Origin of the sequence: Enterobacter sp. E12, assembly GCF_014596715.2 — a bacterium.
GTDB lineage: Bacteria > Pseudomonadota > Gammaproteobacteria > Enterobacterales > Enterobacteriaceae > Enterobacter > Enterobacter bugandensis.
This window is the reverse complement of the sequence record NZ_CP115601.1, coordinates 2,461,094-2,475,666: the sequence shown is the minus strand read 5'-3', so window position 1 is coordinate 2,475,666 and position 14,573 is coordinate 2,461,094. Positions and strand designations below refer to the sequence as shown.

Here is a 14,573-nt window from a genome sequence, read left to right as displayed (position 1 = left end):
ACCGACATTTCATCAATCCTTAGGAAAGATCGACAACAGAATCAATTAAGGACAGTCACATTAAAGGATAATTTTCTCATGACAAAATTACCCCGGTTTTCACCTGCTTTTTTCCACCCGCGATACTGGCTAAGCTGGACAGGCATCGCCGCCCTGTGGCTTATCATGCTGCTGCCTTACCCGCTGTTGTTCAAACTCGGACACGCTCTGGGCCGGTTAGCCATGCGCCTTTTACCGCGCCGTGTCGAGATTGCCCGCCGCAACCTGGAGCTTTGCTTTCCGCAGATGGAAGCAGAAGCGCGTGAATCTTTGCTGCAGCGAAATTTTGAATCCGTGGGAATGGGGGTAATCGAAACCGGCATGGCGTGGTTCTGGCCTGAATGGCGGGTGCGTAAATGCTTTACCGTGCGCGGTTACGAACATATGGAGCAGGCCAGGGCGCAGGGGAAGGGCGTGGTGCTGGTTGGCATGCATTTTCTGACGCTTGAGCTGGGCGCGCGGATATTTGGCATGCTTAACCCCGGTATTGGGGTTTATCGTCCCAACAATAATGCGCTCCTGGACTGGCTACAAACGCGCGGTCGTCTGCGTTCTAATAAAACCATGCTGGATCGTCATGATTTAAAAGGCATGATCCGTGCCCTGAAGCAGAATGAAATTCTCTGGTACGCGCCGGATCATGACTATGGCAAAGCCAACAGCGTGTTTGCGCCATTCTTCGCCGTCCCGGATGCCGCCACGACGGCGGGCAGCTATATGCTGGTCAAAAGCGCTAAGCCTGCCGTTATTCCGTTTGTGCCGCGCCGCAGAGAGGGCGGTACAGGGTACGAGCTGATTATTCTTGAAGATATCAGCGCGTCATTGCAGGGTGCGGATAAAGAGTCTGTCGCAACCCAGATGAACCGGGCGATCGAGCGCGCGGTGCTGATGGCGCCGGAGCAGTATATGTGGCTGCACCGTCGCTTCAAGACGCGTCCTGAGGGCGTGCCGGACAGATATGCCCCTAAAAAAATCTCCGCGCCCCCTCGGGCTGGCTTAACCGACGATGAATTCTCGCAGCAGTCGGGCATGCAGCACTAAAACGCCACGCAAAAGGCTGCTGGAGCTAGTTTCCGGCAGCGCTTTTGGCCTTTAGCAGTATTTCCATCAGCCCGGGAAAACGGGCATCCAGATCCTCCCGACGAAGTGAAATCATATTTTCTCGTCCCTGCGGACGCTGCCAGATGACCCCACTGTCGCGCAACACGCGCCAGTGGTGGGTCATCGTGGACTTCACCACATCTTCCGGGCGCAGTGCGTTACAGCTGAGTTCGCTGCCATCGGCGAGCCGGCGAATAATCGATAGCCGGAGCGGGTTGCCGAGGGCAAACAGCACATTTTCCAGCAGTATTTGTTCAGTTTCAGGGTGGTTAGGGATCATCGTTTTCCTGCGCGTGATGTCAGATTGAGCTATATCAACAATAGGTCAACCCTTAAAAAATAGTTCGATAATACTCGTACAATAGGACTATTATAGCAAACGAACCAATGCACGACCATCCCGGTCGTCACAAACACGTCATAGTGACTAAGGAAATATCATGCCCCGACCCATTCCTCTCGAACGTTATCGCAACATCGGTATCTCCGCGCATATCGATGCCGGTAAAACCACCACCACTGAGCGCATCCTGTTTTATACCGGGATGAGCCACAAGCTGGGTGAAGTACACGATGGCGCGGCAACCACCGACTGGATGGCGCAGGAGCAAGAGCGCGGGATCACCATTACGTCCGCGGCGGTCAGCTGCTTCTGGCCAGGCATGGACAGAGGCTTTGAGCCGCACCGGATTAACATCATCGACACCCCGGGGCACGTGGACTTCACCATTGAGGTGGAGCGTTCCATGCGCGTGCTCGACGGCGCGGTGATGGTGTATGACTCCGTGGGTGGCGTGCAGCCGCAGTCGGAAACCGTCTGGCGTCAGGCCAATAAATATCACGTACCGCGTCTGGCCTTCGTCAACAAAATGGACCGTCCGGGTGCCGATTTCTTCCGCGTCGTGCGGATGATGCAGGAGCGCCTGAAGGCCAATCCGGTGCCGATTGTCATCCCGGTGGGTGCCGAAGATCATTTCACCGGCGTGGTCGATCTCATCAAGATGCGAACCATTCTGTGGGACGATGCGACGCAGGGTATGGTGTTTACCTATGCCCCCGTGCCGGACGATTTAGTCAGTACCGCCCAGGAGTGGCGGGAAAAAATGGTCTCCGCGGCGGCGGAAGCCAGCGATGAACTGATGGACAAATACCTGGAAACGGGCGATCTGACGGAAGCGGAAATCATCAAAGGGCTGCGCATTCGCACCATCTCGGGCGAAATCCAGCCGATGCTCTGCGGCAGCGCCTTTAAAAATAAAGGCGTGCAGCGCATGCTGGATGCGGTGATTGAGCTGATGCCGTCCCCGCTGGACGTGCCGGCCATTGACGGCGTGGATGAAAAAGGGCAGCACGCGGAGCGTCATCCGAGTGATGATGAGCCGTTCTCGGCGCTGGCGTTCAAGCTGATGAGCGACCCGTACGTCGGGCAGTTGACCTTTATCCGGGTCTACTCTGGCGTGCTGCGCAAAGGCGACGCGGTCTATAACCCGGTGAAAGAGAAGAAAGAGCGCATCGGGCGCATCGTGCTGATGCATGCCAACGATCGCCATGAGGTGGATGAACTGCGCGCGGGCGATATCGCGGCCTGTGTCGGGTTAAAAGACGTGACCACCGGTGACACGCTCACCGATCCGAACGCCGTGATCACGCTTGAGCGCATGGAGTTCCCGGACCCGGTTATTTCGCTGGCAATTGAGCCGAAAACCAAGGGAGACCAGGAGAAAATGGGCATTGCGCTGCAGCGTCTGGCGGCGGAAGACCCGTCTTTCCGCCTGCATACTGACGAGGAGTCCGGTCAGACGATTATCTCCGGGATGGGTGAGCTACACCTCGAGATTATCGTCGACCGCATGAAGCGTGAGTTTGGCGTCGAGGCGAACATTGGTCGTCCGCAGGTAACCTACCGGGAAACCCTGCGCAAGGCGGTGAAGGATATTGAAGGGAAATTTGTCCGACAGTCCGGTGGGAAAGGGCAGTACGGTCATGTGGTCCTGAGCCTGGAGCCGCTGGAGCCCGGAAGTGGTTTTGTATTTGAAGATGCCACCAAGGGCGGCGTGGTGCCGCGTGAGTATATCCCGTCCGTGGAGAAAGGGCTGCGGGAAGCGATGAACAGCGGCGTGCTGGCGGGCTATCCGGTGGTGGATGTCAAAGCGACCCTGACCTTTGGTTCGTACCACGACGTCGACTCCTCGGAGATGGCGTTCCGCATGGCGGCGATCCTCGGCTTCAAGGAGGGCGCTCGCAGGGCGGATCCGGTAATTCTTGAGCCGATCATGCACGTGGAGGTGGAAACGCCGGAAGAGTACGCCGGGAACATCATGGGCGATCTCTCTTCCCGACGCGGCATGGTGCAGGGAATGGCGGAGCAGTACGGAAGCCAGATTATCCGCGCCGATGTGCCGCTGGCCGAGATGTTTGGTTACGCCACCACGCTGCGTTCGATGTCCCAGGGACGCGCGACGTACACGATGGAGTTCCATCATTTTGCGGAAGCCCCGCGAAATGTGGCGGATGAGATTATTGCGCGGCGTGCGAAGTAGTTAATTAATTGCACATGGTAGTCGGTGGGCTACCATGTGCTTTTTTTACGACACGGAGATTATCCATGTTACTTAATTAGCGTTGCCGAGCGGACTTTCCATTTCCCTTGTTCTTCAATAAGACAATCTGCAACAACGTGATCTTGCTTCTTACCAAACGCGATATAAACGTTTGTGCAAACGGCGTCAAAATCAGAGTGCAGGATGGTTATCTGATTCCAGTCCTCATCCCAATCCTGTGATTTGATGAACATATCCGCATCGGGCATGTCTTTTTCGTTACTGTCACCTGAATACAACTCTTTTATTGCTGCAATTGTCCCCGAGGCAACGTAATCATCCATAATATCTGGGTTAAGTACGGGCGGTTTGTGCTGATCTAACTGCGCGATATACCATTGATTGAATTTAAGCGCCGCGTGGCCCGGTGCATAAACATTTTCTGCGGCCGCGAGCGGAGAAAGGGCAAAAAGAAAAAAGCAGAGTGTTTTCATTAGTCATGCCTGAACAGTTCGTAATATGGTTGTATGTTGCGGTAAGCCTGCCCTGGGTACATGGTGCGTTGAACAAAATCGCTGATCCACTGCTGACCATCGTATATGCAAACGTGCCCGCTATCATGACCAACAATATTTTGAATAACTGCGACGTCGCCTGCATGGGGTTGATCGTATACAAGGCGGAATCCAGCGTTAACCAATGTCCGCCCCATGTCTTTTGCCAGACGCGTATTGGGGATTTTTAATCTTCCACCCGTTCTGATCGCTTCGGTGACGTAGTGAGCACAATACCCCGTGCTCTTCGGTTGGGCGTGTGATTTGGCATACGCGATTGCGCCATCTTTATTCCATGTCATTGATATTTCCTTAACGCGAGAGTGCTAATGCAGCAACTCTGGAAATATCCTCCGTTTTACAACGCAATAGTAAACATAAAATGCCATAGAAATTTACTATAATTCAGTAGGATATAATTTAGGAAATCAATCCAGCGCCTTCACCATTTTCCCGCTCGCCACAAATGTCCCAGCCCCTAGATGATGCAGCGTATTCAACTTATCCCCGTCAAACTGCCAGCGCCCGGCGACAAACGCGCGCTCATCGGCTGCCGCTGAAACCACTTCTCCAAACAGCGTGTCGTATTTCTCTGCCGCAGAGGTGACGGGAAGTAATCGGCACTCCATCCACGCCAGACATTTTTCTTCAATCACCGGCAGCCCGAGCTCAGGGCCGTTCACGACCGGGATCCCGTAGCAGTTGAATTTGTCCTCGTCGCGCCCGCTGACGCTGCCGACAGCGTATGTCCAGTTAGCTGCCGCCACGCCGGGGATGACGATGCCAAACTTCCCGCTGTGCTCAATCAGCTCACGTGACCAGGTACTTTTGTCCACCACAATCGCGATGCGCGGCGGTTCAAACTCAACGGGCATTGACCATGCGGCGGCCATCACGTTGCGTCTGTCCAGGGTTTCATCGCGGCTGGTGATCAGCACGGTAGGGCCGTGGTTCAGCAGACGGCTGGCATGACGTAATTCAACAGGGCGAAAGTGGCTCATAGGATCTCCTCATCTGTAACGATGAGTATGACGAAAAAGCACGTAAATCAAAGTGAGTGCGTAAAATTAGTTTATAAACAGAACATCACAATCAAAGGAAAATGATGTATGTCCCCCTTTCTGACTGACTATTTTGCCCGCATTGGGTGGGCGCAACCGACACGGGTTGATATCGAAACCCTGCACGCGCTGCATTTACACCACAACTGTGCGATCCCGTTCGAAAATATTGATGTCGTCCTGCCGCGCGAAATCCATCTTGACGATCAATGTCTGGTCGACAAGCTGGTGACGGCGCGACGCGGAGGATATTGCTTTGAGCAAAACGGCCTTTTCGAGCGCGTGTTGCGTGAAGTCGGGTTTAACGTGCGCAGCGTGCTGGGGCGGGTCGTACTGGCAAATCCGTCGCAGATGCCGCCGCGCACGCACCGCCTGCTGCTGGTTGAGCTGAACGGCGAGCGCTGGATTGCCGACGTGGGGTTTGGTGGACAGACGCTGACGGCGCCGATTCGCCTGCTCGCCAACGAGGAACAGGAAACCCCGCACGGCATTTACCGTCTTCTGAGCGAGGGTAACGACTGGGTATTACAGTTCCGTCACCACGAGCACTGGCAGTCGATGTACCACTTTGACCTGACGACGCAGTATTTCAGCGATTACGTGATGGGGAACTTCTGGTCGGCGCACTGGCCGCAGTCCCATTTTCGTCATCATCTACTGATGTGTCGCCACCTGCCGGACGGCGGCAAGCTGACGCTGACTAACTTCAACTTTACCCACTGGCAGAACGGTCACGTGGAGGAGCAGATCCATTTGCCGGATGCGGAGGCGCTGTATAAGCTGATGCAGGAGCGGTTTGGCCTTGGCGTTGCTGATCCGAAGCACGGCTTTACACTGGCCGAGCTGACGGCAGTGATGGCGGGGTTTGATACGCATCCGCAGGCAGGGAAATAGCCCGGTGGCGGCTACGCCTTACCGGGCCTACGGGAGTGTGAACGTAGGTCGGGTAAGGCGAAGCCGCCACCCGACAAAATCAACGGCGCGATCTCACCACCTGATACCGACGGGTAAAATACTCAAACGGCGCACTCCACACGTGCACCAGACGGGTGAACGGGAAGATGAGGAAGATCGTCATCCCCAGCACCAGATGCACGCGGAAGATCGGCGCGACGCCGCTCAACATCTCCGACGAGCCCCCCTTAAACGTCACTATCCCCTGCGCCCAGCCGACCAGCTTCATCATCTCGCTTCCGTCAGGATATTGCGCGGAGAAAGGAATGGTCGACAGCCCCAGGATGCACTGAAGCAGCAGGATACTCATGATGATAATATCCGGCGTGGTGGACGTGGCGCGTACCCGCTGGTTGAAGAGGCGGCGGATCAGCAGCATTGACCCACCAATCAGCGTCAGTACGCCGCAAATGCCTCCCGCAATCATGGCCAGCTGCTGTTTAACCGCGACGGGTAAAAACCAGGCGTACATCCAGTGCGGGGTTAACATGCCGAACAGGTGCCCGAAGAAGATCCCCAGAATCCCGATATGAAACAGGTTAGAGGCCCAGTTCATCCCGCGCTTGCTGAGCATCTGGCTCGATGAGGCCCGCCAGGTGTATTGCCCGTAGTCGTAGCGCAGCCAGCTGCCGAGGAAAAAAACGGTAGCACAGATATACGGGTAAATATCATAGAAAAACACGTTCAGGTAGTGCGTCATTTTGGGCCTCCGGCGCTGACGTCCACGTACTGCGGCGCGACGTCCTGGCTAAAGCGTCGTTGATATTGCTGCATCGGCGAACTGTCGCACGATGAGGCGTTGTCTTCGATAAACTTCACCTGTTCCTCTTCCCACACGGCGTCCAGCGCCTGACGGGTATCATCCCGTTTTTCACCGGACACCTGCTTCGCCACGCTGTCGCTGGAAAGCCGCGTACCGGCCATCGTCAGCAGGGCGTCAAACAGCTGGTAATGCGCCACGCCGCGCTGCTTGAGGCGACCACCAATCAGCGCCAGGATCGGCGCGACATTTTGCAATCCTTCACGCGCCTCGTCGTCGGTGACGAGGCTGAGGTATTCCAGGTAGAGCGGCAGATAGTCGGGCAGCTCGCGGCAGTCCAGCTCCAGCCCGGCTTTCTCATACTGGCTCATTAGATCGACCATCGCCTGACCGCGATCGCGGGACTCGGCGTGAACGTGTTCGAACAGCAGCAGGGACGTTGCGCGCCCGCGTTCAAACACCTCGCACCATTCGGCCTGCTTATCCAGCAGAGGGGCGCTAAGGTGCTGCCGGGCAAACGGCAGCAGCATGGGCGCGTCCTGCTCAACCAGGGAAAGCGCCTCATCGCGGTTTTCCCACAGCAGCTCATCGGGATACTCAATCAGCAGCGCGATGATTTTAAGGATCTGCATTATTCTCCCTCCCCGTGTTCGCGCACCTCGGTGATGTTAATCGCGTCGATGCGGCTGCTGTTGAAGAGGTTGAATTTGGTGTCGGAGCCGTGGCAGCCGTCGCCGAAGGTGAAGCCGCAGCCGTTTTTCTCCGGGAAGGCGTCGCGCGCCATTTCGCGGTGGCTGGTCGGGATCACGAAGCGATCTTCGTAGTTAGCGATGGCGAGATAGCGGTACATCTCCTCAACCTGCGCTTCGGTCAGGCCCACTTCCTCAATGGCGCGGGTATCGGTCACGCCTTCCACGGTCTGGGAGCGTTTATAGTGACGCATCGCCATCATGCGCTTCAGGGCGCGCAGCACCGGGCCGGTATCGCCCGCGCTGAGCATGTTTGCCAGGTACTGCACTGGAATGCGCAGGCTTTCCACGGCTGGCAGGACGCCGTCACTCTGCGGCAGGCCGCCCGCATCCGCGTAGGACTGAATCGGCGACAGTGGCGGCACGTACCAGACCATCGGCAGGGTGCGGTATTCAGGATGCAGCGGCAGGGCCAGCTTCCAGTCCATCGCCATCTTGTAGACCGGCGAACGCTGGGCGGCATCAATCACGTTCTGTGGAATGCCCTGTTTCAGCGCTTCCTCAATCACCGCCGGATCGTTAGGGTTGAGGAACACGTCGCACTGGCGCTCGTACAGATCGGTTTCATGCTCGGTGCTGGCGGCCTCTTCAATACGGTCCGCGTCGTACAGCAGCACGCCGAGATAACGGATTCGCCCGACGCAGGTCTCCGAACAAACGGTCGGCTGGCCGGACTCAATGCGCGGGTAGCAGAAGATGCATTTTTCTGACTTGCCGCTTTTCCAGTTGAAGTAAATTTTCTTGTACGGGCAGCCGCTGATGCACAGGCGCCAGCCGCGGCATTTATCCTGATCGATCAGCACAATGCCGTCCTCTTCGCGCTTGTAAATCGCGCCGCTCGGGCAGGTGGCCACGCAGCTCGGGTTCAGGCAGTGCTCGCACAGGCGCGGCAGATACATCATGAAGGTGTTTTCAAACTGGCCGTACATCTCCTTCTGGATCTTCTGGAAGTTGCGGTCGCGGGCGCGCTTTTCGAACTCGCCGCCCAGCAGTTCCTCCCAGTTTGGTCCCCAGACGATTTTGTCCATCCGCTTGCCGTCGATCAGCGAGCGGGGGCGGGCGGTAGGGAGATGCTCCCCCTCCGGCGCGCGGTGCAGATCCTGATAGTCAAAGGTGAAGGGTTCGTAATAATCGTCAATCTGCGGCAGGACGGGGTTAGCGAAAATCTTCGACAGCACGCCCATTTTGCCACCGAGGCGCGGGGTCAGCTTGCCGTGAATGCCGCGGATCCATCCGCCTTGCCACTCCTCCTGATCTTCCCAGTTTTTCGGATAGCCAATTCCCGGTTTGGTCTCCACATTGTTAAACCACGCATACTCCATCCCTTCGCGCCCGGTCCAGACGTTCTTGCAGGTGACCGAGCAGGTGTGGCAGCCGATGCATTTATCGAGATTCAGAACCATGCCAACCTGTGAGCGTATTTTCATTTTTTCGCCTCCTGTACCTGATCCCGACCTTCGCCGTCCAGCCAGTTAATGTTTTTCATTTTGCGGATCATGATGAACTCGTCGCGGTTCGAGCCGACGGTGCCGTAATAGTTGAAGCTGTACGCCAGCTGGGCATAGCCGCCGATCATGTGCGTCGGTTTTGGGCAGACGCGGGTGACCGAGTTGTGGATCCCGCCGCGCCGTCCAGTCACTTCTGACCCCGGAATGTTCAGGATGCGCTCCTGGGCGTGGTACATCATGGTCATGCCCGGCGGCACGCGCTGGCTGACCACCGCGCGGGCGGTGAGGGCGCCGTTGGCGTTGAAGGCTTCGATCCAGTCGTTGTCCTCTATGCCTAGCTCGCGCGCGTCGGTTTCGCTGATCCAGACGATGGGGCCCCCGCGCGACAGGGTCTGCATCAGCAGGTTTTCGCTGTAGGTGGAGTGGATGCCCCATTTCTGGTGCGGCGTCAGGAAGTTCAGCGCTTTTTCCGGGAAGCCGTTCGGCGGGATCTCGCGCATGTGGGTCACGCTGCGGGTATCAATCGGTGGGCGATAGGCCACCAGGCTCTCCCCGAAGGCGCGCATCCACGGATGATCCTGATACAGCTGCTGGCGGCCCGAAAGGGTGCGCCACGGGATCAGCTCGTGGACGTTGGTATAGCCCGCGTTATAGGAGACGTGCTCGCTCTCAAGGCCGGACCACGTCGGGCTGGAGATGATTTTGCGCGGCTGCGCCTGAATGTCGCGGAAGCGGATTTTCTCGTCTTCCTTGTTCAGCGCCAGATGGGTGTGGTCGCGCCCGGTCAGTTCCCCGAGCGCTTCCCAGGCCTTCACCGCCACCTGTCCGTTGGTTTCCGGGGCGAGGGCGAGGATCACCTCCGAGGCGTCAATGGCGGTTTCAATGCGCGGGCGGCCTTTCGCCGGGCCGTCGAGCTTGACGTAGTTCAGCTTGCCGAGGAAATCGACCTCGTTCTGCGTGTTCCACGAAATGCCTTTCCCGCCGTTGCCGAGCTTGTCCATCAGCGGGCCGAGGGCGGTGAAGCGTTCGTAAGTTTCCGGGTAGTTACGCTCCACCACCGCGATGTTGGGCGCCGTTTTGCCGGGGATCAGGTCACATTCCCCTTTGCGCCAGTCCTGAATATCAAACGGCTGCGACAGCTCCGCCGGGGAGTCATGCTGCAGCGGCTGGAGCACCACGTCGGTTTCTGTGCCCAGATGGCCAACGCACACCTCGGAGAAGACTTTGGCGATGCCTTTGTAGATCTCCCAGTCGCTGCGCGATTCCCACGCCGGGTCAACGGCGGCGGAAAGCGGATGAATAAACGGGTGCATGTCCGAGGTATTCATGTCGTCCTTTTCATACCAGGTGGCGGTCGGCAGGACGATATCGGAGAACAGGCAGGTGCTGGACATGCGGAAATCGAGCGTCACCAGCAGGTCGAGCTTGCCCTCGATGGCGGCGGTTTGCCACTCAACCTCTTCAGGCTTCACGTCATCCGTTGAGCCTAAATCTTCACCCTGAATGCCGCTCTCGGTGCCGAGCAGGTATTTCAGCATGTACTCGTGGCCTTTCCCGGACGAGCCGAGCAGGTTAGAGCGCCAGACGAACAGGTTGCGCGGGTGGTTCTTGCCGTTGTCCGGCTGTTCGCAGGCGAAGCGGATATCGCCCGATTTCAACGCCTGAACGGTGTACTCCTGCGGCGTCATGCCCGCCGCGTCCGCACGCGCCTTGACGTGCAGCGGGTTGAGGTTGAGCTGCGGGGCCGACGGCAGCCAGCCCATGCGCTCGGCGCGAACGTTAAAGTCGATCAGATGTCCGGTGAACTTCGACGCGTCCGCCAGCGGGGAGAGCAGCTCCTGCGCAGTGAGCTTCTCGTAGCGCCACTGGCTGGCGTGGTTGTAGAAGAACGAGGTGCTGTTCATCTGGCGCGGCGGGCGGTTCCAGTCCAGCGCGAAGGCCAGCGGCAGCCAGCCGGTTTGCGGGCGCAGCTTCTCCTGGCCGACATAGTGGGACCAGCCGCCGCCGCTCTGCCCGACGCAGCCGCAGAAGACCAGCATATTGATCATCCCACGGTAGTTCATGTCCATGTGGTACCAGTGGTTTACCCCGGCACCCAGAATGATCATCGAGCGACCGTGCGTTTTGTGCGCCGTGTCGGCGAACTCGCGGGCAATTTTTTCGATCAGGTACGCGGGCACGCCGGTGATCTGCTCGCCCCAGGCGGGCGTGTAGGCTTTGATCTGGTCATAGCTGTCTGCGGCGTTACTGTCTTCCAGGCCGCGATCGAGACCGTAGTTAGCCAGCACCAGATCGTAAACGCTGACCACGCGTTTCTGGCTGCCGTCGGCGAGCGTCAGGGTTTTGCTCGGCACGCGGCGCGTCAGCACTGGCTCCTGCTTCACGCTACGAAAATGCGGGTTTTCGTTGCCGCCAAAGTAGGGGAACGCGACGTCCGCCACGCTGTCGTGGGTAATCAGTAGGGAGAGGGTGAGTTCTGTTTCATGGCCCGCAGCCTGAGGCTCCAGGTTCCATTTGCCTTTTTCCCCCCAGCGGAAGCCGATCGAGCCGTTTGGCACCACCAGGTTACCGGCAATATCGAAGGCGACGGTCTTCCACTCTGGGTTATTGGCCTCCCCCAGTCCGTCGACGAGATCGGAGGCGCGCAGCATCCGGCCCGGCACCACGCGACCGTCAGCCTGCTCGTCCAGCAGCACGAGCATCGGCATGTCGGTGTAGCGGCGGCAGTAGTTGAGGAAGTAATCGCTCGGGTTATCGAGGTGGAACTCTTTGAGGATGACGTGGCCCATCGCCATGGCGAGGGCGCTGTCGGTGCCCTGTTTGGGGGCCAGCCACTGGTCGCTGAGCTTGGCGACCTCCGAGAAGTCCGGCGTAATCGCAACGGTCTTGGTGCCTTTGTAGCGCACCTCGGTAAAGAAGTGGGCGTCCGGAGTACGCGTCTGCGGCACGTTCGAGCCCCAGGCAATGATATAGCTGGAGTTGTACCAGTCGGCGGACTCCGGCACGTCGGTCTGCTCGCCCCAGGTCATCGGCGACGCAGGCGGCAGGTCGCAGTACCAGTCGTAGAAGCTCAGGCAGGTGCCACCCAGCAGGGAGAGATAGCGCGTTCCGGCGGCGTAGGAGACCATCGACATCGCCGGAATAGGCGAAAAACCGGCCACGCGGTCCGGGCCGTAGTTTTTGATAGTCCAGACGTTAGCGGCGGCGATCAGCTGGTTCAGCTCTTTCCAGTTTGAGCGGATAAACCCGCCTTTACCCCGCGCCTTCCTGTAGCTTTGCGCCTTTTGCGGATCGTTCTGGATGGCATCCCAGGCCAGCACCGGATCGGTATGCTGCGCCAGCGCCTCGCGCCAGAGTTCAATCAGCCTGCGGCGCACCAGCGGGTACTTAAGGCGGTTGGCGCTGTAGAGGTACCAGGAGTAGCTTGCGCCTCGCGGGCAGCCGCGCGGCTCGTGATTGGGTAGGTCAGGGCGGGTGCGGGGGTAGTCGGTCTGCTGGGTTTCCCAGGTCACCAGGCCGTTTTTGACATAAATCTTCCAGCTACAGGAGCCGGTACAGTTTACCCCGTGGGTGGATCGCACAATCTTGTCGAACTGCCAGCGCTGGCGGTAGCTGTCCTCCCAGTCGCGGTTGGTGTGATACACCTGCCCGTGCCCATCGGCGAAACTGTCGCCTTTTGTTTTGAAGTAACGGAAGCGGTCCAGCAGTTTGCTCATGACATTTCTCCTGCTTCGATAGCATGGCCGGAGTGCGATGCATCACGCTCCGGCGAAGATGTAGTTTTTATTTTTTTGAGGATTTACGGCCATACACCAGCCAGGTGACGAACACGCAGACGATGTAAAACACGAGGAACACCTTCATGGCCCCAACCGGCGAACCGGTCATTGCCAGCGATGTGCCGAACGCCTTAGGGATAAAGAACCCGCCAACGGCACCGATGGCGGAGATAAAGCCCAGCGCGGCGGCGGTCTCCGTCACCGCTTCATGCTGCGCCTGTTCGTCCGTGCCGCCCTGCTTTTTGACGCGGTCGAGGGTGATTTGGCGAAAGATAATCGCGATCATCTGGAAGGTCGAACCGCTGCCCAGCCCGGCGGTGAGGAACAGGCCCATAAAGACCAGGTAGAAGGCGATAAAGCTGCCGGAGCCAGAGCCGGGGAGCGTCAGGAAGATCAGGGCGCTGAAGATAGCCATAAAGACGAAGTTAATCAGCGTGACGCGCACGCCGCCCAGCCTGTCAGAGATCATCCCGCCCGCCGAACGCGCCAGCGCACCGATAAGTGGGCCGAAGAAGGCGAGGTGCAGAATGTTCACGTCCGGGAACTGGGTTTTCGACAGCATGGCAAAGCCCGCTGAGAAGCCGATAAACGAGCCGAAGGTAGCAAGATAAAGCAGGCTCAGCAGCCAGAGGTGAAAGCGCTTCAGTACCGGCAACTGGCTGGCGATAGAGGCCTTAGAGCTGGCGATATCGTTCATGCCAAAAAACGCCGCAAGGGTTGCCAGCAGCAGCAGCGGCGCCCATACCCAGGCCGCATTGGCCAGCCACATCGTTGAGCCATCCTCCTGCGGTACGCCGTGCACGCCGAGGAAGGTAAACATTGGCAGGAAAATTACCAGCGGAGCAAACAGCTGCATCACGCTGACGCCCAGATTTCCCAACCCGCCGTTGATGCCCAGTGCGCTGCCCTGTCTGGCCTTCGGGAAGAAGAAGCTGATGTTACCCATGCTGGAGGCAAAGTTGGCCCCGGCAAAACCGCAGAGCAGGGCAATCACGATAAAGACCCAGTAAGGTGTCGCGGTGTCCTGAATGGCTATCCCCAGCCAGACGCAGGGGATAATCAGGATAACGGTGCTCAATACCGTCCAGTAGCGTCCGCCAAATATTGGCACCATAAACGAGTAGGGGACGCGCAATATCGCGCCAGAGAGTGAAGGTAATGCCGTTAGCATAAAAAGCTGATCGGTGGTGAAATTAAATCCAACTTTATTCAGATTGACCGCAACGGCGCTAAATAACATCCACACGCAAAACGCTAATAGCAGGCAAGCTACAGAAATCCATAGGTTTCTTCGTGCGATATGTTTTCCTTTATTCTCCCAAAATTGCGCGTTTTCAGGTTTCCAGTTACTCAACAGATGGGGATTACTTTTATCACTTTGTTGCGACATATCGCCCTCTTGCTTACCATGTTTGAGAGAAAAATGAAGTAAAAACAAAAAGATGATTAAAGAAGTGTTATTGGTTTTTGGGATGCTTTGGGATACATCTGAAAGGATAGATAAAAAAGCGAACCCCCGAGATTAGAATGAAAATAAGGGCTCGCTTAATGTGTTACTAATTGTAACATTTTGCGGAATTTATACTCC

At 57.5% G+C, this 14,573-nt stretch carries 12 protein-coding genes; 3 read left to right on the top strand and 9 right to left on the bottom strand.

The features are described 5' to 3' along the window. Positions 1–78: 78 nt before the first annotated feature. A complete protein-coding gene (locus tag IB212_RS11765) occupies positions 79–1,080 on the top strand; it encodes a Kdo(2)-lipid IV(A) acyltransferase (protein WP_041909803.1) in 1,002 nt (333 codons plus the stop codon). A 25-nt stretch (positions 1,081–1,105) separates the two neighbouring features. Here the strand turns inward: IB212_RS11765 and IB212_RS11760 are convergent, their stop codons facing one another. Then, positions 1,106–1,420 carry a helix-turn-helix transcriptional regulator gene (locus IB212_RS11760; protein ID WP_041909805.1) on the bottom strand — a complete coding sequence of 105 codons (315 nt, stop codon included), beginning with the start codon at positions 1,418–1,420 and terminating at the stop codon, positions 1,106–1,108. Positions 1,421–1,580: 160 nt separating this feature from the next. Between IB212_RS11760 and fusA the strand changes: the two genes are divergently transcribed. Then, positions 1,581–3,680 carry an elongation factor G gene (fusA, locus tag IB212_RS11755; protein WP_041909807.1) on the top strand — a complete coding sequence of 700 codons (2,100 nt, stop codon included), beginning with the start codon at positions 1,581–1,583 and terminating at the stop codon, positions 3,678–3,680. Between the two features lie 68 nt (positions 3,681–3,748). On the opposite strand, the gene IB212_RS11750 is transcribed toward fusA, so the two are convergent. The 3 genes from IB212_RS11750 to IB212_RS11740 form a co-directional block, all read right to left on the bottom strand. Next, complete coding sequence (locus tag IB212_RS11750; protein ID WP_041909809.1) at positions 3,749–4,174, bottom strand: DUF3828 domain-containing protein; 426 nt, start codon at positions 4,172–4,174, stop codon at positions 3,749–3,751. After that, the gene (locus IB212_RS11745) at positions 4,174–4,536 is read right to left on the bottom strand and encodes a hypothetical protein (protein ID WP_041909811.1); all 363 of its coding nucleotides are present in this window, start codon (positions 4,534–4,536) and stop codon (positions 4,174–4,176) included. Before IB212_RS11745 ends, IB212_RS11750 begins: the two co-directional genes overlap by 1 nt. 126 nt (positions 4,537–4,662) lie before the next feature. Beyond that, positions 4,663–5,235, bottom strand: coding sequence for a flavin reductase family protein (locus tag IB212_RS11740; RefSeq protein ID WP_028013271.1), 573 nt, complete (start codon positions 5,233–5,235; stop codon positions 4,663–4,665). 108 nt (positions 5,236–5,343) lie between these two features. Here IB212_RS11740 and nhoA point away from each other — a divergent pair, with 108 nt between their 5' ends. Further along, positions 5,344–6,189: an N-hydroxyarylamine O-acetyltransferase gene (gene nhoA, locus IB212_RS11735; protein ID WP_041909813.1), complete on the top strand. Its 846-nt coding sequence runs from the start codon at positions 5,344–5,346 to the stop codon at positions 6,187–6,189. 79 nt (positions 6,190–6,268) lie between these two features. On the opposite strand, the gene narI is transcribed toward nhoA, so the two are convergent. The 5 genes from narI to IB212_RS11710 all read right to left on the bottom strand — a co-directional run bounded on the left by narI (position 6,269) and on the right by IB212_RS11710 (position 14,375). Continuing rightward, positions 6,269–6,949 carry a respiratory nitrate reductase subunit gamma gene (narI, locus tag IB212_RS11730; RefSeq protein ID WP_022648214.1) on the bottom strand — a complete coding sequence of 227 codons (681 nt, stop codon included), beginning with the start codon at positions 6,947–6,949 and terminating at the stop codon, positions 6,269–6,271. Then, positions 6,946–7,641, bottom strand: coding sequence for a nitrate reductase molybdenum cofactor assembly chaperone (gene narW / locus IB212_RS11725; RefSeq protein ID WP_041909815.1), 696 nt, complete (start codon positions 7,639–7,641; stop codon positions 6,946–6,948). The genes narI and narW overlap by 4 nt, the downstream gene beginning before the upstream one ends. Beyond that, positions 7,641–9,185 (bottom strand): nitrate reductase subunit beta, encoded by a 1,545-nt coding sequence (narH, locus tag IB212_RS11720; RefSeq protein ID WP_041909817.1) that lies wholly within the window; start codon positions 9,183–9,185, stop codon positions 7,641–7,643. The genes narW and narH overlap by 1 nt, the downstream gene beginning before the upstream one ends. Next, complete coding sequence (locus IB212_RS11715) at positions 9,182–12,922, bottom strand: nitrate reductase subunit alpha (RefSeq protein WP_041909819.1); 3,741 nt, start codon at positions 12,920–12,922, stop codon at positions 9,182–9,184. The genes narH and IB212_RS11715 overlap by 4 nt, the downstream gene beginning before the upstream one ends. Positions 12,923–12,989: 67 nt before the next feature. Further along, a complete protein-coding gene (locus IB212_RS11710) occupies positions 12,990–14,375 on the bottom strand; it encodes a NarK family nitrate/nitrite MFS transporter (protein ID WP_041909821.1) in 1,386 nt (461 codons plus the stop codon). Between the last annotated feature and the right edge of the window lie 198 nt (positions 14,376–14,573).